The following is a 20,457-nucleotide window of genomic DNA, read 5'->3' as shown; positions in this document are numbered from 1 at the left end:
CGTGCCCGCTCCGGCCCGGCCCCGGCGGGAGACACGCGGTCCCGCCGACCCCTAGGGGTGGGCGGGACCGTCGTTCAGGGTCGTCAGCCGGGGATGAGGCCGTCGTCGGAGAGCATCTCCCTGACCTCGTCCAGGCCCGCGTCCGGAGCGGGGAGGATCAGCTCCGAGGGTTCGAGCGCGTCGTCCGGCAGGGGTGTGCCGAGCCGCCGGACCTCGTCCAGGAGGGCGTTCAGCGTGCGCCGAAAACCTGCCTGGTCCCCCGACTCCATCTCCTCGAGCAGCTCGTCGTCGAGTCTGTTCAGCTCGACGAGGTGGCTGTCGGCCAGCGTCAGCTGGCCCTCCCCCATGATCCGTACGATCATGACGCGTCCTGTCTGTGCGCGGGCTGTCGCCTACGTGACGCCGCCGGCATGTCGCCGACGACGCGTGTGTCGTCCTTCGTCGCCTACTTCTCGAAACGCGGGTGGGACTGCGGCTGCTGGTGCGGAGCGGCGTCCTGCGGCGCGGCCGCGCCGCCGCCCTCGATCGCCTGCTGCTGCGCGGACGGGCCGCCGGCCAGCTCCGCCTTCATGCGCTGGAGCTCCAGCTCGACGTCCGTACCGCCGGAGAGCCGGTCGAGCTCCGCCTGGATGTCGTCCTTCGCGAGCCCGGACTGGTCGTCCAGGGCGCCCGAGGCGAGCAGCTCGTCGATCGCGCCGGCGCGCGCCTGGAGCTGGGCGGTCTTGTCCTCGGCCCGCTGGATCGCGAGACCGACGTCGCTCATCTCCTCCGAGATGCCGGAGAAGGACTCGGCGATCCGGGTCTGCGCCTGGGCCGCCGTGTAGGTCGCCTTGATGGTCTCCTTCTTGGTGCGGAAGGCGTCCACCTTGGCCTGAAGACGCTGGGCGGCGAGGGTGAGCTTCTCCTCCTCGCCCTGCAGCGTCTGGTGCTGCACCTCCAGGTCGCTGACCTGCTGTTGGAGCGCGGCGCGGCGGGACAGCGCCTCGCGCGCCAGGTCCTCGCGGCCGAGTGCCAGCGCCTTGCGGCCCTGGTCCTCCAGCTTGGCCGACTGGCCCTGCAGCTGGTTCAGCTGGAGTTCGAGCCGCTTGCGGGAGGTGGCGACGTCGGCGACGCCCCGTCGCACCTTCTGCAGCAGCTCCAGCTGCTTCTGGTAGGAGTAATCGAGCGTCTCGCGCGGATCCTCGGCCCGGTCAAGGGCCTTGTTCGCCTTCGCGCGGAAGATCATCCCCATACGCTTCATGACACCGCTCATGGGCTTCGCGCGCCCCCTTCTGACGGACTTCGGCTCCAGCTTTTCGACAGGATCCACAGTACGGGCCCTGTCTCCATTACCGCACTGTTCGGAGCCGGATGCGCTCCTCCCAAAGGACGACTACGCCCGGCGTCCCCTCCCGCGCAGGGAGTAGATGGATCTAGGGGAAACCGCGCCTGTCCTGCGTACGTACCGCCGTAGACGCACTCTGTTAGCGGATCGTTCCCGCCCGGCATGGGGTTCATGCCCGCCACCCCGTACCCTTGGGTTTTGTGTTCCGTAGCCGTTCGAAGGACGAGAAGGCCCCCACCGACAAGGTGACGGCGGACCTTTCCAAGCAGCCCCGCGACCCCGAGGCCCCCAAGGGCCGCCCGACCCCGAAGCGGAGTGAGGCGCAGACCCAGCGCCGTCGCGCCGCGACGGTGCCGACCGACCGCAAGGAGGCCGCCAAGCGCCAGCGCGAGGCACGCCGCTCGGACCTCGCCCGTCAGCGCGAGGCGCTGGCCAGTGGCGACGAGCGTTACCTGCCGGCCCGCGACAAGGGTCCGGTCCGCCGCTTCGTGCGCGACTTCGTCGACTCGCGGTTCGCGATCGCCGAGTTCTTCCTGCCGATGGCCGTGGTGATCCTGGTGCTGTCGCTGTTCGGCAACGCCAACCGGTCGCTGCAGAACATCTCGCTGCTGCTCTGGCTCGGTGTGATCATCCTGATCGTCATCGACTCGGTCGGCATCTGGATCCGGCTCCGGAAGCAGCTCAACGAGCGCTTCCCGAACGAGCCGAAGCGCGGCGCCATCGCCTACGGTCTGATGCGTACGCTCCAGATGCGCCGACTGCGACTGCCGAAGCCGCAGGTCAAGCGCGGAGAGCGGCCCTGAGCGCCGACAGTTCGGAGTCCGTCGAGCGCGCCTTCGGTGCCGCGACGTCGGAGTCGGGCGGTCCCGTGCTGCCCGTCGTCGTGCACTGGCCCGCCGGTTCCGGCGGGCTGCGCGACACCATCCGCCAGGAGATCGTCGCCCGTCAGCTCGACGAGCAGATATCCGGCCGCTATCCCGTGGGACAGCGACTCCGCATCCTCGACGCCGGCATGGGCCAGGGCACGCAGGCACTGCGCCTGGCCCGCGCGGGCCACACGGTGACCGGCCTCGAAGCCGATCCCGATCTCCTGAAGGCCGCCCGCGAGTCGCTGGCGACCGAGCCCGCCGGGATCCGTGAGCGGGTCCGGCTGATCGAGGGCGACGGTCGCGAGACCGGGGTGCACTTCCTCCCCGGCAGCTTCGACGTGGTCCTCTGCCACGGCGTCCTCATGTACGCGGACGAGCCCGACGCGCTGCTCGCCGGCCTGGCCCGGATGCTCGCCCCCGGGGGACTCCTCTCGCTGGTCGTACGGAACGCCGAGGCCCTCGCCATGCGGCCGGGGCTCGCCGGCGACTGGTCCGGCGCGCTGAGCGGCTTCGACTCGGACGTCTACACCGACGACAACGGCGTGAAGGTACGGGCCGACCGCCTCGACGCGCTGACCGCGACGCTGGCCGGGATCGCCGCGCCGCTGCACGCCTGGTACGGGGTACGGGTCTTCACCGACAGCGTCCCGGCCGATGCGGGCCTGCCGGCCGCCGAGGAGCTGGAGCGGCTGCTCGCCGCCGAGGACCGGGCGGGCCGGACGGAGCCGTACCGGCGGGTGGCGGCGCTGTTGCATCTGTGCGGGGTACGGGGCTGACGGAGCGGCGGCTTCTGCGCTGCTTCCTCTTCTGCCTGTCGTCCTGCTTCTCCGCCCGGCGGTCGCGCACCCCTGATCGGGTGCGCTCGCCGGGCCCGGGGCCGGGCCGAAACGGATACTCCGGACATGGACGTATCCCGTGCCCGCGCCGCCCGTCCCCTTCTGCCCCTGGCCGCCGCCGCGTGCGCCGTCGCGCTCGTCGGCGGCTGCTCCGGCGGCGGAGGCACGCCCGCGCCGGAGCGCTCCACGCAGGCGGCGGCGCCGCTCGCCGCCAACGACCTCGAGGACGACTACAAGACCGTCATCAAGAACGTGCTGCCCTCGGTCGTGCAGATCGACGCGAGTGAGAGTCTCGGATCCGGCGTCGTCTACGGCGACAGGGGCCACATCGTCACCAACGCGCATGTCGTGGGCCGGGAGAAGTCCTTCAGGGTGACCGCCGCGACGGGCGGGCAGCCGGTCACCGCCCGGCTCGTCTCCTCGTACCCCGAGCAGGACCTCGCGGTGATCAAGATGGATTCCCTGCCGCAGGGACTGAAGCCGGCCAGGCTCGGCGATTCCGCGTCCGTCGACATGGGGCAGATCGTGCTCGCCATGGGCTCGCCCCTGGGCCTGTCCGGCAGCGTGACCCAGGGCATCGTCTCGGCGACGGGCCGCACGGTCAGCGAGGGACAGACGGGCGGCGGCACGGGCGCGACCATCGCGAACATGGTCCAGACGTCGGCCGCGATCAACCCCGGCAACAGCGGGGGCGCGCTGGTGAACCTGGACGGCGAGGTGATCGGCATCCCGACGCTCGCGGCGATCGATCCGGAGATGGGCGGCGGTTCGGCCGCCGGCATCGGGTTCGCGATCCCGGCGTCGACGGTGCGGACGATCGCGGACCAGATCGTCAAGGACGGCAAGGTCACGGACTCGGGCCGGGCGGCCCTGAACATCACCGGCCGTACGGTCCTGGACGACGACTACGAGCCGGCGGGCGTGGCGGTGGTCGAGGCGCCGGCGGACGGGGCGGCGGGCGCGGCGGGGCTGAGGCCCGGGGATGTGATCACGCGGCTGGGGGACACGGATGTCACGACGATCACGTCGCTGTCGGAGGCGTTGGCCGCGCGGCGGCCGGGTGAGGTGGTGACGGTGACGTACGTCCGGGGGACGGCGACGCGGGAGGCCCGGGTCACGCTGGGCGAGATGTAGCCCTTGCCGGGCCCGGGCTTCCGCGCCCGGACCCGCACCCCGTGTCCGCGGCACGACCGGGTGCGGCGCACGGGGGTGCGGGACCGGGCAGAAGGTGCGGGCGCCGCGGGTTCCTCTAGCCCTCCGCGTTCAGGGGCATCGGGCCGTAGATCTTCGTCCCGTCCTCCGACAGCGTCACCTGGTCCGCGCCCCCGCCCAGCAGGTCCCGCCAGTTCTCGCCGATCCAGCTCTCCGCGTCTCCCTGGGTGGTGAACTCCTCAGGCGTCACCACCGGCTCGACCTCCGTGCCGTCGGACTTCTCGAACCGCCACGTCCATGCCATGTCCGCCTCCTGGCGCTCACCGGATGATCGGTTTCCTGCCCGCAGAGTAGCCGGGCGCGCACCGCTCGCGGTGGCGCGGGAGGATCTGAGGGTGGAACTGACTCTGCTCGGCACCGGCGCCCCGCTCGGACTGCCCCGTCCCGACTGCTCCTGCGCCGTGTGCGCGCTCTCCCGCGGGCCACGGGTGCGCGCCGCGACGGCGCTGCTCGTGGACGGGGCCCTGCTGCTCGATCTGACGCCGGGGGCCGCTCTCGCCGCCGCGCGGTCCGGGCATTCCCTGGTGGGCGTGCGGCAGGTGCTGCTGACCCATCCCCACGACGGGCCCGCGGTGGAGGTGCCCGCGGGGCTGCCCACCGCCGGGCGGGTGCCGGACGGACGGGAGTTGACGCTGATCTCCGGGCACCGGGTGCGGGCGGTGCCGATGGACTCCCCCGGCACCGGGTACGAGGTGACCTCGGCCGACGGCGAGACGCTGCTCTATCTGCCGCCGGGCGGGTCCCCTGCGGGGCTCCCGGACGATCACCGGGTGCCGTACGACATGGTGGTCGCCGATGTGACGGGTCGGCCGGACGCGCTGGCCAGGCTGCGGGCCACCGGGGCCGTCGGGCCGGCGACCGATGTCGTCGCCGTCCACCTGGACCACGACGCCCCGACCGGCGCCGAGCTGGACCGGCGGCTCGCGGCGGCGGGCGCGCGGGCGGTGCCGGACGGGACGACGCTGTACGTGGGCGAGTACCACGAGGTGCCGGACGTGCCGCGGCGGACCCTGGTGACCGGCGGGGCCCGGTCGGGGAAGTCCGTGGAGGCCGAGCGGCGTCTGGAGACCTTTCCCGACGTGCTGTACGTGGCGACGGGCGGGAGCCGGGAGGGCGATCCGGAGTGGGCGGAGCGGGTGGGCCTGCACCGGGAGCGGCGGCCGGGGTCCTGGCGTACCGCCGAGACGTGTGACCTCGTACCGCTGCTCGAAGGGGAAGGGCCGGCGCTCCTCGTCGACTGCCTGTCGTTGTGGCTGACGGATGCCATGGACCGGGTGGGCGCCTGGGACGACGAGACGTGGGCGGCCGGCGGGCAGAGCGCGCTGCGCGAGCGGACCGCCGAGCTGGTGGCGGCGGTGCGGGCGACCCGGCGTACGGTCGTCGCCGTGACGAACGAGGTCGGCTCGGGCGTGGTGCCGGCGACGGCGGCGGGGCGCCGCTTCCGTGACGAGCTGGGCCGGCTGAACGCGGCGTTCGCGGACGAGTGCGAGGAGGTCCTCCTCGTGGTCGCCGGTCAGGCGCTCATGCTGCGCGGGTAGGGTGCGAGCACCGATGGCCCTCGCTGATCCACAAGGCGGAATCCCGTGAACCTGGACGACTTCTCCGATCTGATCGAGCGCCCCGACGGGGGGATCCGGCGGGACGCCGAGGAGCGCCGTGAGCGGCTGGCCGTGCCGCCGGGGGCGCTCGGCCGGCTCGACGAGCTCGGTGAGTGGCTGTCGGCCGCGCAGGCCTCGGTCAAGGTGCGGGCGATCGAGCAGCCGAAGGTGGTGCTCTTCGCGGGCGACCACGGGGTGGCCTCGCTCGATGTGTCGGGTCGCCCGGCGGGCACCGCGTACGAGCTGGTGCGCGCGGTCCTGGACGGGGCGAGCCCGATCGCGGTCCTCGCCCGGTCGACGGACGTGCCGGTCCGGGTCGTGGACGCGGGTCTGGACTGCGACCCGGAGCTGCTTCCCGCCGAGGTGGTACGGCACCGGGTGCGGCGCGGCAGCGGCCGGATCGACGTGGAGAACGCGCTGACGGTCGAGGAGACCGAGGCGGCGGTCCGGCTCGGGATCGCGATCGCCGACGAGGAGGCGGACTCGGGTACCGATCTGGTGGTGCTCGGGGATCTGAGCGTCGGTGGGACGACGCCGGCCGCCACGCTGATCGCGGCGCTCTGCGGTACGGACGCCTCCGTGGTGACGGGCCGGGGCGGCGCCGGGATCGACGATCTGGCGTGGATGCGGAAGTGTGCGGCGATCCGGGACTCGCTGCGGCGGGCCCGGCCGGTCCTGGGTGATCAGCTGGAGCTGCTCGCGGCGGTCGGCGGGGCGGATCTGGCCGCGATGACGGGCTTCCTGCTGCAGGCCTCGGTGCGGCGGATGCCGGTGATCCTGGACGGTGTGGTGGGTGCGGCGTGCGCGCTGGTGGCCCAGCGTGCGGCGTTCCGGGCGCCGGACTGGTGGCTCGCGGGTCAGGTGAGCGGGGAGCCGGCGCAGGCGAAGGCGCTGGACCGGATGGCACTCAACCCTCTGCTGGACCACGGCGTCCATGTGGGTGAGGGAACCGGGGCATTGCTCGCACTCCCCCTCGTCAAGGCCGCGGCGGCGTTCGCCGCAGAGCTGCCCGAGCGTCCGGATCCGACCACTCCGGACGACGAGGGCGCTGCGGCGGCCTGAGGTCGGGGGACGGGAACGATCGACTCCGAGGCGGTCACGCGCGACGCGCGCGTGGCCGTCTCCGGCGTCTCCGCGCGGCGAGCACTGCCCCATATGATCGCTTTTCATGGGAGAAGTCCGCTTGCCTGCCGAAGCCGCACCCCGGGGCACGACCGCCCGTTCACGGCGCAGCGCCGCGTTCGCCGTCTGGTACCTGCGCGTCGTCACGTTCATCAATTTCCTGAGTGCCGTCTGGGTCTCCTTCGGGCAGGACCTGCGCCGCCACAACGAGGACAACTACTTCACCCCGTACATGCTCACGGCGGGCTTCGCCTCGGGGGTCTTCACGCTCTTCCTGGCGATCACCATGCGGCGGCGCAAGCGGGCCGCGTGGATCCTCAACATGGTGCTGGGCGGGCTCTTCCTGCTGCTCTTCGCGCTGGTGATGTTCTTCCCCGAGATCCGTCAGCACGCCCAGAACTGGATCTCGCTGGTCCTGACCGCCGCGTTCGTCCTGGCGCTGGTGCTGGGCCGCAAGGAGTTCTACGCGAAGGGCGACCGCTCCAACCCGTGGCTCGCCGCGATCGTCGCGGTCGGCGGGCTGCTCGTCACCTCGCTGCTCGCGGCCGTCCTGGTCACCGTCACCAACACCTCCACCGCCCACTCCACCTTCCTGGAGCGCTGGCGGTACGGCGTGATGCGGCTGATCACGCTGGCCTCGGACGACTCCCGGTTCGCCGGGATCACCACCCCCGGCTGGGTGGACGTCACCATCAACGTCCTGTCGACGCTGCTGCTGTTCGCGGTGCTCTTCGCCGCCTTCCGCTCCCGCCGGGCCACCGACCCGCTGACCGAGGAGGACGAGGAGCGGCTGCGGGCCCTGCTGGACAAGCAGGGGGACCGCGACTCGCTCGGCTACTTCGCGCTGCGCCGCGAGAAGAGCGTCGTCTGGTCGCCGAGCGAGAAGGCGGCCGTCACCTACCGGGTGGTCGGCGGGGTCTCGCTCGCCTCGGGCGACCCGATCGGCGACCCGGAGGCCTGGCCCGGGGCCATCGAACCGTGGCTGGCCGAGGCGCGCGAGCACGGCTGGATCCCGGCGGTGATGGGCGCGAGCGAGGAGGCCGGGGTCATCTACGCCCGGCACGGTCTGGACGCCCTGGAGCTGGGCGACGAGGCGATCGTGGAGACCGACGAGTTCACCCTGGACGGGCGGGCCATGCGGACGGTCCGGCAGGCCTATAACCGGGTCAAGCGGGCCGGGTACGAGGTCCGGATCCGGCGTCACGAGGACATCCCGGCCGAGGAGATGGCCGCGTTGCTGCGGAAGGCCGACGACTGGCGGGACGGGGCCACCGAACGCGGCTTCTCGATGGCGCTCGGCCGGCTCGGCGACCCGCGGGACGGGCGGTGCGTGATGCTGGAGTGCAGGGATGGCGGCGACGGGGAAGGTGCGGGTGAGCTGCGGGCGGTGCTGTCCTTCGTCCCCTGGGGCCCGAAGGGGCTCTCGCTCGACCTGATGCGCCGGGACCGCGAGTCGGAGAACGGCCTGATGGAGTTCATGGTCATCGAACTCCTCCAGCGGGCCAAGGAGATCGGGATCACTCAGGTCTCGCTGAACTTCGCGATGTTCCGGTCCGTCTTCGAACGTGGCTCGAAGCTCGGGGCGGGACCCGTGCTGCGCATGTGGCGTTCACTGCTCAGTTTCTTCTCCCGCTGGTGGCAGATCGAGTCGTTGTACCGCGCCAACGCCAAGTACCGACCGATCTGGGAGCCCCGATTCATGCTCTTCGAGAAGAGTGCGGACCTGCTGCGCATCGGCCTGGCGGCCGGTCGCGCGGAGGGGTTCCTGGAGGCACCCGGGCTGCCGAAGTGGATGCACCGCCGGCATCTGGAGAGCGGCCGTTGACCCGCGCGCTCCGGGAGTTCGCCCGCCGCGAGTGGGGCCCGCTGTTCTTCACCGTACGGACGGCGCTCCTCACGAGGAGGTGGCGGGCGGTCCCGATGACGCTCGCCGCCGTCTGCCTCACCGCCCTCTTCCAGCTGGTGCAGAACCAGGACTGGGGCTATCAGCCGGTCCAGAACATCGGCTCCGTAAGGGCCGAGGATCCGTTCTGGCTGGCGCTGCTCCGCACTCCGCTCTCGCTGTTCGTGCCCGCGCTCGACCTGCCCGTGTGGGGCGCCCTGGCGCAGGTCCTGCTGGTCTTCGGGATCGCCGAGATCTGCCTGGGCCGGTGGCGCACCCTCGCCGTCGCCTATCTGGCGACCCTCTGCGGGACGCTGTACGCGCGCGTGGGGATCGCCCTCGGCCCGGACAACCCGCTCGGGCTGCCCGCCTCCGACGCGCAGGTTCACGACACCGGGCCCTCGGCGGCCGTGGTCGGCCTCGCCGTCTACGTCTGCTGGCGGTACGGGGCCCGGTGGACGGGCACGCTCGTGGTCGTGGCGATGGTCGTCGAGGTGATCATCAAGCCGAACCTGGCGGGCAGGGAGCATCTGGCGGCCATCGCGGGAGTCCTCGTCCTGATGGGGATCCAGGCCTGGCGCGAGCGCGGTCAGGAGGGCGTGGAGCCGCCCCGCCCGGGGACCCGCTCCTGGAAGCCGCCGATCAAGTCCTGAGCCCGGCGCCGGATCCTGGTCCAGCGCTTGTCGTGGCGGTACGTACGGATCCGGGAGCGGGCCCTGGCCCGGTGGCGTCGTCCGTAGAACCGGCGGGCCCACCAGGAGCCGGGGCGGGCGAGCCGGAGGGCGCCGACGATCGCCACGAACGGGATCAGGGTCCCGATCACCGCCATCCTGAACTTCCCCTTCACCAGGGTGATCAGGATCAGGAGGAAGTTCAGCGCGAGGGTCAGGAGGAAGGTGAGCCGGTCCTGGCGTTCGTCGGCGGTCATGTCGTCGACACCCAGGGGCGAGAAGCCGCTCAGGGTGAGCCCGACCAGGGCGGCGGTGAGGACGACCACCTCGACGCTCTTGCGGCCCTCGTCGGACCAGTACACGTCGTCGAGATGGAGGATCAGCGCGAACTCGTCCAGGACGAGCCCCGCGCCGATCCCGAAGACCACGGCGAAGAGGGCGGCGCCGAAGCCGTGCCGGTCGCTGCCCACCGCGCCGAAACCGCCGATGACGGTGAGGACCACGCCCGGTACGACGTGATGGATGTGGAGCCCGCCCGAGGAGACGTTCCCGAAGGGCCCCTTCCCCGCCCGGATGAGACGGACGATGGTCCTCGTGACCAGGAACGTCACGATGAACGAGGTCAGCGCGAGAAGCATCGGGAGCTTGCCCGGCTCGACGATGTTGCGGGAGAACCAGTGACCCATGCCACCCCGATCCGATTTGCGCGGTATGCGCAATCTACCGTCCGGAGGCGGCGATTACCCTGCCCGGATGGACGGCCTGCGTTTCGCCTTCGGCACCCTCACGGTGTTCCCCGCCCGCATCACCCGCTGGGACCGGGACGCGGCGCGCGCCGGCATGCTCTGCGCTCCGCTGGCCGGTCTGGTCGTCGGGCTCTTCGCCGCCGGGCTCGGCGGCGCGTTCCTCGCGCTCGGCTCGGGCCCGCTGCTCGCCGCCGTCGTCTCCACCGCCGTGCCCGCCGTCCTCACCCGCGGCCTCCACCTCGACGGCCTCGCCGACACCGCCGACGGCCTGGGCAGCGCCAAGCCCGCCGAGGACGCGCTGCGCATCATGAAGCAGTCGGACGTCGGCCCGTTCGGCGTCATCGTGCTGCTCCTCGTCCTGCTCGCCCAGGTCGCCGCACTCTTCGAGCTGTACGGGGAGAGCTGGGCGCACGGCGCGGTCGGCGCCGCCCTCGCCGCCACCGTCGCCCGCCTCGCCCTCACCCACGCCTCCCGCCACGGCGTCCCCGCGGCCCGCCCCGAGGGCCTCGGCGCGATCGTCGCCGCGACCGTCCCGGTGCGGTCCGCGACCCTCTCGACGGCGGTCGTCCTGGTCCTCTGCGCCGCGTCCGGTCTGCTGTTCTCCCCGTACGACGCGATCCACAACGTCCTGGCGGCGGGTGCGGCCCTGGGCGCGGCGGCGGCGCTGCTGCGCCGCTGCGTACGGCGGTTCGGCGGTGTGACGGGGGACGTGTTCGGGGCGGTGGAGGAGACGGCGACGACGACGGCGCTCGTGGCGCTCGCCCTGGGGTGACCGCGCCGTGCCCCGCGCGCCCCGCCCGGCTCAGCGGGCGGGCTCCGGGAGGTGCGGGAGGGTGCCCCAGGGGTGCGCGCCCGTGCCGGGGACGGCGCAGTGCACCGGGGTGACCGGGCGGACGTCGGGCGGAGCCGCGTACACGAGGTGGCAGTAGTGGGGGGCGACCGGCAGGTCGAGGTTCCGGTACGTGTCCCAGGGGCCCTCGAAGGTGACGAGGAGGTCGGCGAACTCCTCGTAGCCCGGGTCCGGATGGGCGCCGTGGTTGAGCACCAGGGTCGCCGCCCCGGCGGACCGGGCCGCGACCGCGACCCTGCGGTAGTGGGCGAGGGCGTCGGGCGCGGTGGACACCTGGTCGAGGAAGGCGCCGTCGGTGCCGTACCAGTCGCGGTGGCGGATCAGGTCGGTGACGACCTCGGCGTGCGGGCGGCGCCCGTAGGCGGTGTCCACGTAGCCGAGGAGCCGTACCCCGGCCGCCCGTAGCCGGTCGGCGGCCTCCGCGAACGCCGCGTCCGGGGCCTCGCCCGCGCCGCTCGCCGGGTTGACGACGACGCCGTACAGGGACGGCGCCGCGTCGACGAGGGCCGACCAGGCCTCGGGCCGGTCGGCCGGGTGCTCGTAGAACGGCACCAGGAGGAAACGATTCACGGGACGGGCCCCCTAGACGCGGTGGGCGGTCGGTCGTACCAGCAGGACACCGGTGAGGACGGCGAGCACGGCCGCCGCTCCCCCGGCCGCCACCGGGCCCGCCGCGGGTTCCAGCGTCTGCGCCGCCGCCGCGAGCAGACAGACGGCGGCCGCGCTGAGCACCGCCCCGAAGGCCTGGAGCAGCAGCCCCAGCCAGAGCACGGTCCCGATCAGGAGCAGGGTGACGAGCCGCGGCGGCGTCGGCCAGGGCGCCCCGGGCCAGGCCAGGGTCACGCCGACGGTGAGCGTGACGAGGACGCCGAGGTAGCCGCCGAGGCAGAGCACGAGGGTGCCGGTGACCGCGCGGCGGAACTCGCGCGCGGTGGCCAGGGTCCGCAGCCGGGTCAGGCTCTCGCCGCGGAAGCGGTGCAGCAGCCACTCGGCCGGCCCCATGGAGAGGGTGAGCGCGATGACGGCGCCCGCCCCGCTCACCAGGGTGTCGCCGATGCCGGCGTGGAGCACGAGCAGACCGCTGCCGAGGCCGAAGAGGCCGTACGGGAGGGAGGTCGCGCGCGGGGGTCCGCCGCGTCCGGCCGCGCCCCGCCGGGCGCCCGGCCGCAGGACGAGCCCGGCGAAGGCGACGCTCGCGGTGAGCGCGGTGAGCAGGAGGCCGGCGCGCAGGAGGTCGGGCAGGTCCCAGCGGAAGGCGGGGACGGCTCCGGCGAGCGGCGCCAGGGCGCAGAGCAGGGCCCGTTCGCGGCCGAGGACCAGGAGCACGGTCGCGGCGGCGAGGTAGACCGACTGCCCGGCGGCGAACAGGGCCGCCGGGGTCTCGCCGGGCGCGGCCGCCGCGAGGGCGACGACCGTACCGGCGAGGGCGCCCGCCGGGGCCCCGAGGAGCAGCGCGCGGGCGGCGGCGGGCCGGTCGCCGAGGCCCAGCCAGGTGTAGGCGCGGTGGGCGAGGCTCTGGTTCCAGACCCAGCCGGTGACGGCGCCCGCGAGCAGCGGAACCGTTCCGCCTGGGAGCCCGAACCGGCCCTGCTCCCCGGCGAGCAGGGGTGCGGCGAGGACATAGGCGAGTCCGGGCAGGGCGAAGACCAGCCCGCGCAGGAGACAGCCCGCGAGCCCGGTGTGCCAGGCACCTCCGGGCGGCGCCTGCGGGGCGGGGTGGCGGCGCTCCACGCGCGCGTAGAGGTCCTCGGCGAGCGCGAAGGAGTCGGCGCGGCCGTAGGTGAGCCGGATGTGGTCGTCGGTCATGCCGTCGGACTCGAGGACGGCGGCGATCTCGTCGGGGTGCACGGCGACCGCGACGAGCCCCCCGAGCCGTTCGGTGAGCTCGTCGAGCGGATCGTCGGCGAGTTCGCCTCCGGCCGGGGCGGTCGGCCCCGCCGGGTGTCCGCCCGGGGCCGCCGACGCGTGCCCGGCGGCACCGGCCGGGGGCGGCGCCCCGGCACCGCCGGCCGGCGGGGGCGTGGCTCGCCCCGCACGGTCCTCGCGGCGGGGCCGCGGGATCGCGGGGAGCGGGGCCTGCGTGGTCGGGGGCTTGAGCCAGAGCGAGCCGCTCATGCCGGGGTGCCTCCTGGTACGAGGGCCGTGGAGGCACGGCGCGGGGCGGGGATGCTCAGGCGGAGGGGCGTGGGGGTGAGGGCCGGGGCCCGGCGCGGCGCGGGGAGGATCCGGTCGCCCGCGAGTTCGCGGTAGATCTGGCGGAATCCGTCCACCGAGCGGTGCAGGGTGAAGCGGTCGACGACCCGCTGCCGTGCGAGCCGGCCGAGTTCGGCGCGACGGGCCCCGTCGCGGAGGAGTTCGGTGACGGCGGCGGCCATCACGGCCGGTTCGCGGGGCGGGACGACGATCCCGGTGTCGCCGACGGCCTCCCGCACCCCGCCGACGTCGGTGGAGACGGTGGCGCGGCCGCAGGACATGGCCTCGATGAGGGAGAACGGGAAGCCCTCGCTGATGGAGGAGAGCATGACCACGCTGCCGGCCGCGTAGGCGCTGGGCACGTCGGAGATCCGGCCCTCGAAGGTGATCCCGTCAGTGACGCCGAGTTCGGCGGCGAGCTTCTCCAGGCGGGTGAGGTAGTCCTCGTTCCCGGCGGGGACCGGACCGAACAACCGGAGGCGCAGCGCGGGCAGTTCGGCACGGCAGATGGCGTACGCCCTGATCAGGGTTTCGAGGTCCTTGATGGGGTCGACGCGCCCGCACCAGCTGAGCGTGGGGGTCTCGGGTTCGGGCCCGGCCTCGGGGAAGAGGGCCGGGTCGACGCCGTTGTAGACGGTGCGGATGCGGTCGGCGGGGGCGCCGCCGCGCTCCTCCCAGCGCCGGTTGTACTGGTTGCAGGGGGTGATGAGGTCGGCCTTGCGGTAGCCGAGGGTGTTGAGCTCACGGTAGAAGCCGAGCATGAGGGCCTTGACGGGCCAGCGCTGCGCCTCGGTGCGGTAGCCGAGGTAGCGCTCGCGGAGGTAGATGCCGTGTTCGGTGAGCAGGAAGGGCACCCCTTCGAAGTGCTGTGCGGCGAGCGCCGGGAGGGTGGCGAGGCCGCTGGAGACGGCGTGGGCGACGCCGTCGGTGGATATCCGGGCGGCCAGCGGCCGCAGGGCGTGTTCGAGCAGGTCGGTGGCGGTGAGCGCGTCGTGGACGGTGGGCCGGGCCGCGAGCGTCGGGAGGTGCGGCATGGTCCAGATCCACATCAGGGAGCGCAGGGCGGCCTCGGAGCGCAGGGCGTGGGTCAGGCGGCCCTGCCGGGCGAGTTCGGCGAGTCCGTACAGGCTGGTGCCGAAGTCGTAGCCCGCCTCCGGGTCGAGGAGGGCGAGGAGCAGGCGCTCGTAGGTGTCGAGGAAGCGGCGGCGCTCACGCCCCCGCAGGGGCCGGCGCGCGGCGGCGAACAGGCCGGGCGCGGTCGGCCCCTGCGGGAGTCCCCAGAGGGGGTAGGCGGTGTGCCGGGTGACGTTGGGCGGCAGCTCCCAGGTGACGGGTTCGCGGCCGCTGCCGGTGAGGGCGAGGATCTCGAAGTCGACCTCGGGCATGCCGCGGACGAGCTGGTCGCACCAGGTGCTGACGCCGCCGTGGACATGCGGGTAGGTGCCTTCGGTGAGCATGGTGACATGACGGCCACTGCTCGGCATGTGCGGTTCCCCCCAGAACGTGCTGGTCAGGCGGTCGGGAGCGTGAGTGTGACGCTGGTCTGGAGCAGCTCGGGCGCGGTCCAGGCGGAGCGGGTCCCGGCGTACGGCGTGCCGAAGACGGCGGTGCCGAGGAGGAGGCGCTTGCGGGTGCCCTCGGGGGCGGTGAGGGGCACGGTGAGGCCGGCGGGGGCCTTGACGGTGACCGCGGTGCCGATGCGGTAGGCGGTGACCTTTCCCGCGGCGAGGGCCTGGTCCCAGGCGGCGCGGCGGGTCAGTTCGGTGCCGACGTCCCGCTGGGCCGGGTTGACCAGGGGCGCGCTGGGTGCGAACAGGCCCCGGTAGTCGGCGAGCACCCGGTCGAGGACGGGGTAGAGCAGCCGCTCCTCGGCGAGGTTCGACTGGTGCACGTAGTGCGGCCGGGGGTCGTTGCCGAGGACGTGGGAGAGGGCGGTGCGGGCTTCCTGCGGCACGATGTGGTCGGCGTAGCCGGTGGCCGTGGGGAGCGGGGCGGGCAGGCAGGTGGAGGCCGGGTTGGACTCGCAGATGCCGCTGCCGCCGTCGGCGCGGGAGGTGTAGATCCAGTTGTACTCGTCGGCCATCTCGGCGGCGGTGCCCACGTTGTAGTACACGTTCATGGGGTGGCGGGGCACGGTCTTCGCGGCGCCGGACGCGGTGCCGACCGCGCGCTGCTGGGGCTCGCGGGAGTTGTCGCTGCCGGTCCACTTGACGCCGTTGTCGGCGAGGGCGCCGGCCAGGTTCGGGTTGTCGACGGGCTGCTGGGGCAGGGTCCTGAGGCCGGAGTGCTCGCCGGTGACGAGTTCGGAGCGGTCGACGGAGATGCCCTTGCGGACGGCCCAGTTGTGGTTGTCGCGGATCTGGGCGGACAGCTCGGCGCGGCTGACCCAGAGGGTGTTGCCCTGGGCGTCCTTGGCGCACTGCCAGGGGACGACGGCGTTGTCCTGGACGCAGCCGAGGAAGGGATGGGTGTACGTGTGGTTGATCCACCGGTACTGGGCGCGGTCGGCGACGAGCCGGTCGGTGAGCGGGTCGGAGCCGGCGTGCTCGGTCTTCCACTGCTCGCCCTGGCCGCCGTTGTAGACCATGTCGAGGGTGAAGCCGGAGGACTTCTGCCAGGCGGCGGCGTACTGGGCGTCGGCGACCGTCATCCGGATCGGGTCGGCGCCCTCGCCGTCGTCGCCGACGCAGTCGAAGTCGCCGGGCGTGCAGTCGAGTGCGGTGTCCCAGCGGGCGTCGGGGGCGAAGACGTCGTCGACGTGCACGGAGAGGTAGTTGCGGCTCTGGCCGAGGTGGACGCCCTGGGTGAGCCATTCGACGATGCCGCGGGCGAGGGCCCGGAACTGCCGCTGGTACTGGTTGTAGGCGAAGGTGACGACCAGTTCGCGGCGTCCGTCGGCGGTGTACTCGCCGACGAGGCTGGCCCGGCCGCCGCCGTCGGCCGGGACGTCGACGTAGCTGGTGTAGCCGGCCCGGGGGCGGCCCGCGTAGCCGTAACTCTCGGCGATCGAGGGGTCGTTGTCCTCGAAGGTGAGCGCCCCGGCCAGGTACTGGAAGGGGCCCGTCCGCCCGGCGGCGGTGATGCCCGCGGTGGTCCCGTCGAGGACGCCGGACCAGCCGCCCTCGTTGGTGTAGTCGAGGCCGACGCCGGGGTGCGACCAGGTGTAGGCGTCGACCTGCGGGATCCCGAAGGTCCGTTCGTACGTCTGGAGGGCGGTGTGCTCGGCCGAGTCGGGGCCGAAGGCGCTCTCGTGGGGCAGGACGACGCCCTGGTACTTGGCGCGGGGGCGGCCGTCGAGCGTGTCGCTGAGGAAGGCCGCGTCGAGAACCGGCCGGTTCGGGTCGTTCAGGTCGATCCTGCGGTACGGAACGCCGGAGCCCTTCAGCTCGGCGGTGATCGCCCCGACCGCGCTGCCGCCGTCGTCCACCACCAGGACGGTGAGGTCGATCCGGGGCACGACGGCCGCGGGCGCCGCGGCGGCCTGCGCGGACGGGACGACGGTCGCGAGGAGCGCGGCTGCGGCGAGCGCCGCGACGCGGGCGGTGCGGGGCGCGGTGCGGGCGCCGCCGCGGGTGCGGTGCGCGCTTCCGGGCGTACGGATTCGGCCGGAGTCCATCAGGTGGTGTCCCCCCTCTGCAGGTCCCCGCGCACCGGGGCCGGGGCGGCGAACCTGTGGAGATGTTGCAGATGATGCGAAGACGAGTGGGTCGTCCTTGCGTGACTGAGGCGAGTGTGAACGAGCGCTCCGAGCCTGAACGGTAAACATGAAAGAGACACCACGGATGAGTGAATCAACGCCGCCGTGAGCGAACCGGGCGAGCGAGCGTAGGCTCGTTCTCGGCGCTCTCCGGGCCGAAATACGATGCGGCGGGCACGGTCGGCCCATCCCTCGACCGCCACAGAACTCAATGGAAGCGAGATTTCACCACCGTGACTGCTCTCACTCTCAGCACTGCCGGCGCGGCGACGCTCCGCGCCGACGCCCTCGTCATCGGCGTCGCGAAGTCCGGGAAGACGCTTGTCGTCGCTCCGGGCGCCGAGGCCGTCGACAAGGCCTTCGACGGTCGGCTCGCCGCCGTCCTGGAGACGCTGGGTGCCTCGGGTGCCGAGGGTGAGGCGACCAAGCTGCCCGCCCCCGCCGGCCTCAAGGCCCCCGTCGTCCTGGCCGTCGGCCTGGGCTCCGCCCCCGAGGACGGCGCGTCCTACGCCGCGGAGACCCTCCGCCGGGCCGCCGGTGTCGCCGCCCGCACCCTGACCGGCTCGAAGAAGGCCGCGTTCGCGCTGCCGATCGACGACGCCGAGGACGCCGCCGCCATCGCGGAGGGCGCCCTGCTCGGCGCGTACGCCTTCGACCAGTACAGGACGTCGGGGGACGCCAAGGACGCGAAGAAGCCGCTGGGCGAGGTCGCCCTGCTCGGCGCCAAGCCGCGCGACAAGGCCCACAAGGCCGCCGCCGAGCGCGCCCAGGCCGTCGCCGAGGAGATCAACCGCGCCCGCGACCTGATCAACATGCCGCCGAACGACCTGACCCCGGCCGCCTTCGCCGCCGCCGCCCAGGCCGCCGGCAAGGAGCACGGCCTCAAGGTCCAGGTCCTCGACGAGAAGGCGCTCGCCAAGGGCGGCTACGGCGGCATCCTCGGGGTCGGCGTCGGCTCCGAGAACCCGCCGCGCCTGGTCCGCATCGGCTACACCCACCCGAAGGCGGAGAAGACCCTCGCCCTGGTCGGCAAGGGCATCACCTACGACTCGGGCGGCATCTCGCTGAAGCCGGCCGGCCACAACGAGACGATGAAGTGCGACATGAGCGGCGCCGCCGCCGTGTTCTCCACCGTCGTCGCCGCGGCCCGCCTCGGCCTCGAGGTCAACGTCACGGGCTGGCTCGCCCTCGCCGAGAACATGCCGTCCGGCTCCGCCACCCGCCCGGGTGACGTGCTGCGCATGTACAGCGGCAAGACCGTCGAGGTCCTGAACACCGACGCCGAGGGCCGGCTCGTCCTCGCCGACGCGCTGACCAGGGCCTCCGAGGAGCACCCGGACGCGATCGTCGACGTGGCGACCCTCACCGGCGCGATGGTCCTGGCGCTGGGCAACCGCACCTTCGGCATCATGGCCAACGACGACGACTACCGCTCCGCGATCCACGAGATCGCGGAGGAGGTCGGCGAGGCGTCCTGGCCGATGCCGCTCCCCGCGGACCTGCGCAAGGGCATGGACTCCCCCACCGCCGACATCGCGAACATGGGCGAGCGGATGGGCGGCGGCCTGGTCGCCGGTCTCTTCCTCCAGGAGTTCGTGGGCGAGGGCATCAGCTGGGCCCACCTGGACATCGCGGGCCCGGCCTTCCACGAGGGCGCCCCGTACGGCTACACCCCCAAGGGCGGCACCGGCTCCTCGGTCCGCACCCTGGTGCGGCTGGCCGAGCTGACGGCGGCCGGCGAGGTCTGAGCAGTCGTGTGACGGCGACGGCCCCGGGCTGCGTGCCCGGGGCCGTCGCCGTTCGCCCGCGACGAAATCCGCAGGTTCGTACGCTCTGGTCCGCCCGCCGTACGGACGATCGGCCGTCCCAGAGCACGGCCCCGCGTCCCGCCATCCGTCAACAAGTGCGAAGATGGGTTCTCGGCAGGACAGGGCCCCCACCACAGGGCCGAAAATAAGCGGCCGCACACCAGCCGACCGACCGGTCCTCACCCGAAAGGGGAACGAGGGGACCGGCGACGAGCGCACATGCATGGAGGACGTGACGTGGCGAACGACGCCAGCACCGTTTTCGACCTAGTGATCCTCGGCGGCGGTAGCGGCGGTTACGCCGCGGCGCTGCGCGGAGCGCAGCTGGGCCTGGACGTCGCACTGATCGAGAAGAACAAGCTCGGCGGCACCTGCCTGCACAACGGCTGCATCCCGACGAAGGCCCTGCTCCACGCCGGCGAGGTCGCCGACCAGACCCGCGAGGCGGAGCAGTTCGGTGTCAAGGCCTCTTTCGAGGGCATCGACATCAAGGCCGTGCACAAGTACAAGGACGACGTGATCTCGGGCCTGTACAAGGGTCTGCAGGGTCTCGTCGCCTCCCGCAAGGTGACCTACATCGAGGGCACCGGCCACCTGTCCTCCCCGACCTCCGTCGACGTCGACGGTCGTCGTGTCGAGGGCCGTCACGTCCTCCTGGCCACCGGTTCCGTGCCGAAGTCCCTCCCCGGCCTGGAGATCGACGGCAACCGGATCATCTCCTCGGACCACGCGCTGACCCTGGACCGCGTCCCGGAGTCCGCGATCATCCTGGGCGGCGGCGTCATCGGCGTCGAGTTCGCCTCGGCGTGGAAGTCCTTCGGCACCGACGTCACGGTGATCGAGGGCCTGAAGCACCTGGTCCCGGTCGAGGACGAGAACAGCTCGAAGCTTCTTGAGCGCGCGTTCCGCAAGCGCGGCATCAAGTTCAACCTCGGCACCTTCTTCCAGTCCGCCGAGTACACCGACAACGGCGTCAAGGTCACCCTGGCCGACGGCAAAACCTTCGAGGCCGAGGTGCTGCTGGTCGCCATCGGCCGCGGCCCGGTCTCCGCCGGTCTCGGCTACGAGGAGCAGGGCGTCGCGATGGACCGCGGCTACGTCCTGGTCGACGAGTACATGCGCACCAACGTGCCGACGATCTCGGCCGTGGGCGACCTCGTCCCGACGCTCCAGCTCGCGCACGTCGGCTTCGCCGAGGGCATCCTCGTCGCGGAGCGCCTGGCCGGCCTGAAGGCCGTCCCGATCGACTACGACGGCGTGCCCCGGGTGACGTACTGCCACCCCGAGGTCGCCTCCGTCGGCATCACCGAGGCCAAGGCCAAGGAGATCTACGGCGCGGACAAGGTCGTCGCCCTCAAGTACAACCTGGCGGGCAACGGCAAGAGCAAGATCCTCAAGACCGCGGGCGAGATCAAGCTCGTCCAGGTCAAGGACGGTGCCGTGGTCGGCGTCCACATGGTCGGTGACCGCATGGGCGAGCAGGTCGGCGAAGCGCAGCTGATCTACAACTGGGAGGCGCTGCCGGCCGAGGTCGCGCAGCTCATCCACGCCCACCCGACGCAGAACGAGGCGCTCGGCGAGGCCCACCTGGCCCTGGCCGGCAAGCCTCTGCACTCCCACGACTGACGCTCACGTCATCACAGGGCGCG

Annotated in this window: 18 protein-coding genes; 10 read left to right on the top strand and 8 right to left on the bottom strand. The window is 72.9% G+C overall.

The window, feature by feature from the left end; all coding sequences use genetic code 11:
* Positions 1–83: 83 nt before the first annotated feature.
* Entirely contained in the window at positions 84–362 is a 279-nt protein-coding gene (locus ACIP84_RS17110; RefSeq protein WP_401798445.1) for a hypothetical protein, read from the bottom strand.
* Positions 363–445: 83 nt separating this feature from the next.
* Positions 446–1,252 (bottom strand): PspA/IM30 family protein, encoded by an 807-nt coding sequence (locus ACIP84_RS17105; protein ID WP_073916660.1) that lies wholly within the window; start codon positions 1,250–1,252, stop codon positions 446–448.
* 272 nt (positions 1,253–1,524) lie between these two features.
* Between ACIP84_RS17105 and ACIP84_RS17100 the strand changes: the two genes are divergently transcribed.
* From ACIP84_RS17100 to ACIP84_RS17090, 3 genes are all read left to right on the top strand, one after another.
* Positions 1,525–2,127 carry a DUF3043 domain-containing protein gene (locus ACIP84_RS17100; protein WP_055599508.1) on the top strand — a complete coding sequence of 201 codons (603 nt, stop codon included), beginning with the start codon at positions 1,525–1,527 and terminating at the stop codon, positions 2,125–2,127.
* Between the two features lie 65 nt (positions 2,128–2,192).
* Positions 2,193–2,969: a methyltransferase domain-containing protein gene (locus ACIP84_RS17095; RefSeq protein ID WP_355956760.1), complete on the top strand. Its 777-nt coding sequence runs from the start codon at positions 2,193–2,195 to the stop codon at positions 2,967–2,969.
* Between the two features lie 126 nt (positions 2,970–3,095).
* A complete protein-coding gene (locus ACIP84_RS17090; RefSeq protein WP_401798444.1) occupies positions 3,096–4,163 on the top strand; it encodes a S1C family serine protease in 1,068 nt (355 codons plus the stop codon).
* A gap of 115 nt (positions 4,164–4,278) precedes the next feature.
* Here the strand turns inward: ACIP84_RS17090 and ACIP84_RS17085 are convergent, their stop codons facing one another.
* Positions 4,279–4,485: a hypothetical protein gene (locus tag ACIP84_RS17085; protein ID WP_030314349.1), complete on the bottom strand. Its 207-nt coding sequence runs from the start codon at positions 4,483–4,485 to the stop codon at positions 4,279–4,281.
* Positions 4,486–4,576: 91 nt separating this feature from the next.
* Here ACIP84_RS17085 and ACIP84_RS17080 point away from each other — a divergent pair, with 91 nt between their 5' ends.
* The 4 genes from ACIP84_RS17080 (at position 4,577) to ACIP84_RS17065 (ending at position 9,496) form a co-directional block, all read left to right on the top strand.
* Positions 4,577–5,779 carry a bifunctional adenosylcobinamide kinase/adenosylcobinamide-phosphate guanylyltransferase gene (locus tag ACIP84_RS17080; protein WP_401798443.1) on the top strand — a complete coding sequence of 401 codons (1,203 nt, stop codon included), beginning with the start codon at positions 4,577–4,579 and terminating at the stop codon, positions 5,777–5,779.
* Positions 5,780–5,824: 45 nt separating this feature from the next.
* The gene (gene cobT, locus ACIP84_RS17075; protein WP_355956766.1) at positions 5,825–6,901 is read left to right on the top strand and encodes a nicotinate-nucleotide--dimethylbenzimidazole phosphoribosyltransferase; all 1,077 of its coding nucleotides are present in this window, start codon (positions 5,825–5,827) and stop codon (positions 6,899–6,901) included.
* A 106-nt stretch (positions 6,902–7,007) separates the two neighbouring features.
* Positions 7,008–8,786, top strand: coding sequence for a phosphatidylglycerol lysyltransferase domain-containing protein (locus tag ACIP84_RS17070; protein WP_401798442.1), 1,779 nt, complete (start codon positions 7,008–7,010; stop codon positions 8,784–8,786).
* The gene (locus tag ACIP84_RS17065; protein WP_401798441.1) at positions 8,783–9,496 is read left to right on the top strand and encodes a hypothetical protein; all 714 of its coding nucleotides are present in this window, start codon (positions 8,783–8,785) and stop codon (positions 9,494–9,496) included. The genes ACIP84_RS17070 and ACIP84_RS17065 overlap by 4 nt, the downstream gene beginning before the upstream one ends.
* Here the strand turns inward: ACIP84_RS17065 and ACIP84_RS17060 are convergent.
* On the bottom strand, positions 9,433–10,200 hold the full coding sequence (locus ACIP84_RS17060; RefSeq protein WP_355956772.1) for a hypothetical protein: 768 nt from the start codon (positions 10,198–10,200) through the stop codon (positions 9,433–9,435). The two genes, ACIP84_RS17065 and ACIP84_RS17060, sit on opposite strands and share 64 nt — an antisense overlap.
* Positions 10,201–10,267: 67 nt before the next feature.
* Here ACIP84_RS17060 and cobS point away from each other — a divergent pair, with 67 nt between their 5' ends.
* Positions 10,268–11,032, top strand: a complete 765-nt coding sequence (gene cobS / locus ACIP84_RS17055; protein WP_401798440.1) for an adenosylcobinamide-GDP ribazoletransferase — start codon at positions 10,268–10,270, stop codon at positions 11,030–11,032.
* A 30-nt stretch (positions 11,033–11,062) separates the two neighbouring features.
* On the opposite strand, the gene ACIP84_RS17050 is transcribed toward cobS, so the two are convergent.
* From ACIP84_RS17050 to ACIP84_RS17035, 4 genes are read right to left on the bottom strand one after another with little or no spacing between them, the layout of a single operon-like run.
* Positions 11,063–11,680, bottom strand: a complete 618-nt coding sequence (locus ACIP84_RS17050) for a spherulation-specific family 4 protein (protein ID WP_401798439.1) — start codon at positions 11,678–11,680, stop codon at positions 11,063–11,065.
* Between the two features lie 12 nt (positions 11,681–11,692).
* Positions 11,693–13,225, bottom strand: coding sequence for a hypothetical protein (locus ACIP84_RS17045; protein ID WP_401798438.1), 1,533 nt, complete (start codon positions 13,223–13,225; stop codon positions 11,693–11,695).
* Complete coding sequence (gene pelF, locus ACIP84_RS17040) at positions 13,222–14,787, bottom strand: GT4 family glycosyltransferase PelF (RefSeq protein ID WP_401798437.1); 1,566 nt, start codon at positions 14,785–14,787, stop codon at positions 13,222–13,224. The genes ACIP84_RS17045 and pelF overlap by 4 nt, the downstream gene beginning before the upstream one ends.
* Positions 14,788–14,813: 26 nt before the next feature.
* Entirely contained in the window at positions 14,814–16,919 is a 2,106-nt protein-coding gene (locus ACIP84_RS17035; protein ID WP_401798436.1) for a hypothetical protein, read from the bottom strand.
* A gap of 314 nt (positions 16,920–17,233) precedes the next feature.
* Here ACIP84_RS17035 and ACIP84_RS17030 point away from each other — a divergent pair, with 314 nt between their 5' ends.
* Together ACIP84_RS17030 and lpdA are read left to right on the top strand one after the other, a co-directional pair.
* Positions 17,234–18,748, top strand: coding sequence for a leucyl aminopeptidase (locus tag ACIP84_RS17030; protein WP_401798435.1), 1,515 nt, complete (start codon positions 17,234–17,236; stop codon positions 18,746–18,748).
* 297 nt (positions 18,749–19,045) lie between these two features.
* Positions 19,046–20,434: a dihydrolipoyl dehydrogenase gene (lpdA, locus tag ACIP84_RS17025; protein WP_073919526.1), complete on the top strand. Its 1,389-nt coding sequence runs from the start codon at positions 19,046–19,048 to the stop codon at positions 20,432–20,434.
* The last annotated feature ends 23 nt before the right edge of the window (positions 20,435–20,457 follow it).

It is taken from the genome of Streptomyces sp. NPDC088707, assembly GCF_044752725.1.
GTDB lineage: Bacteria > Actinomycetota > Actinomycetes > Streptomycetales > Streptomycetaceae > Streptomyces.
Note: the sequence above shows the minus strand (reverse complement) of the source record. Positions and strands in the feature narration are given on the sequence as shown.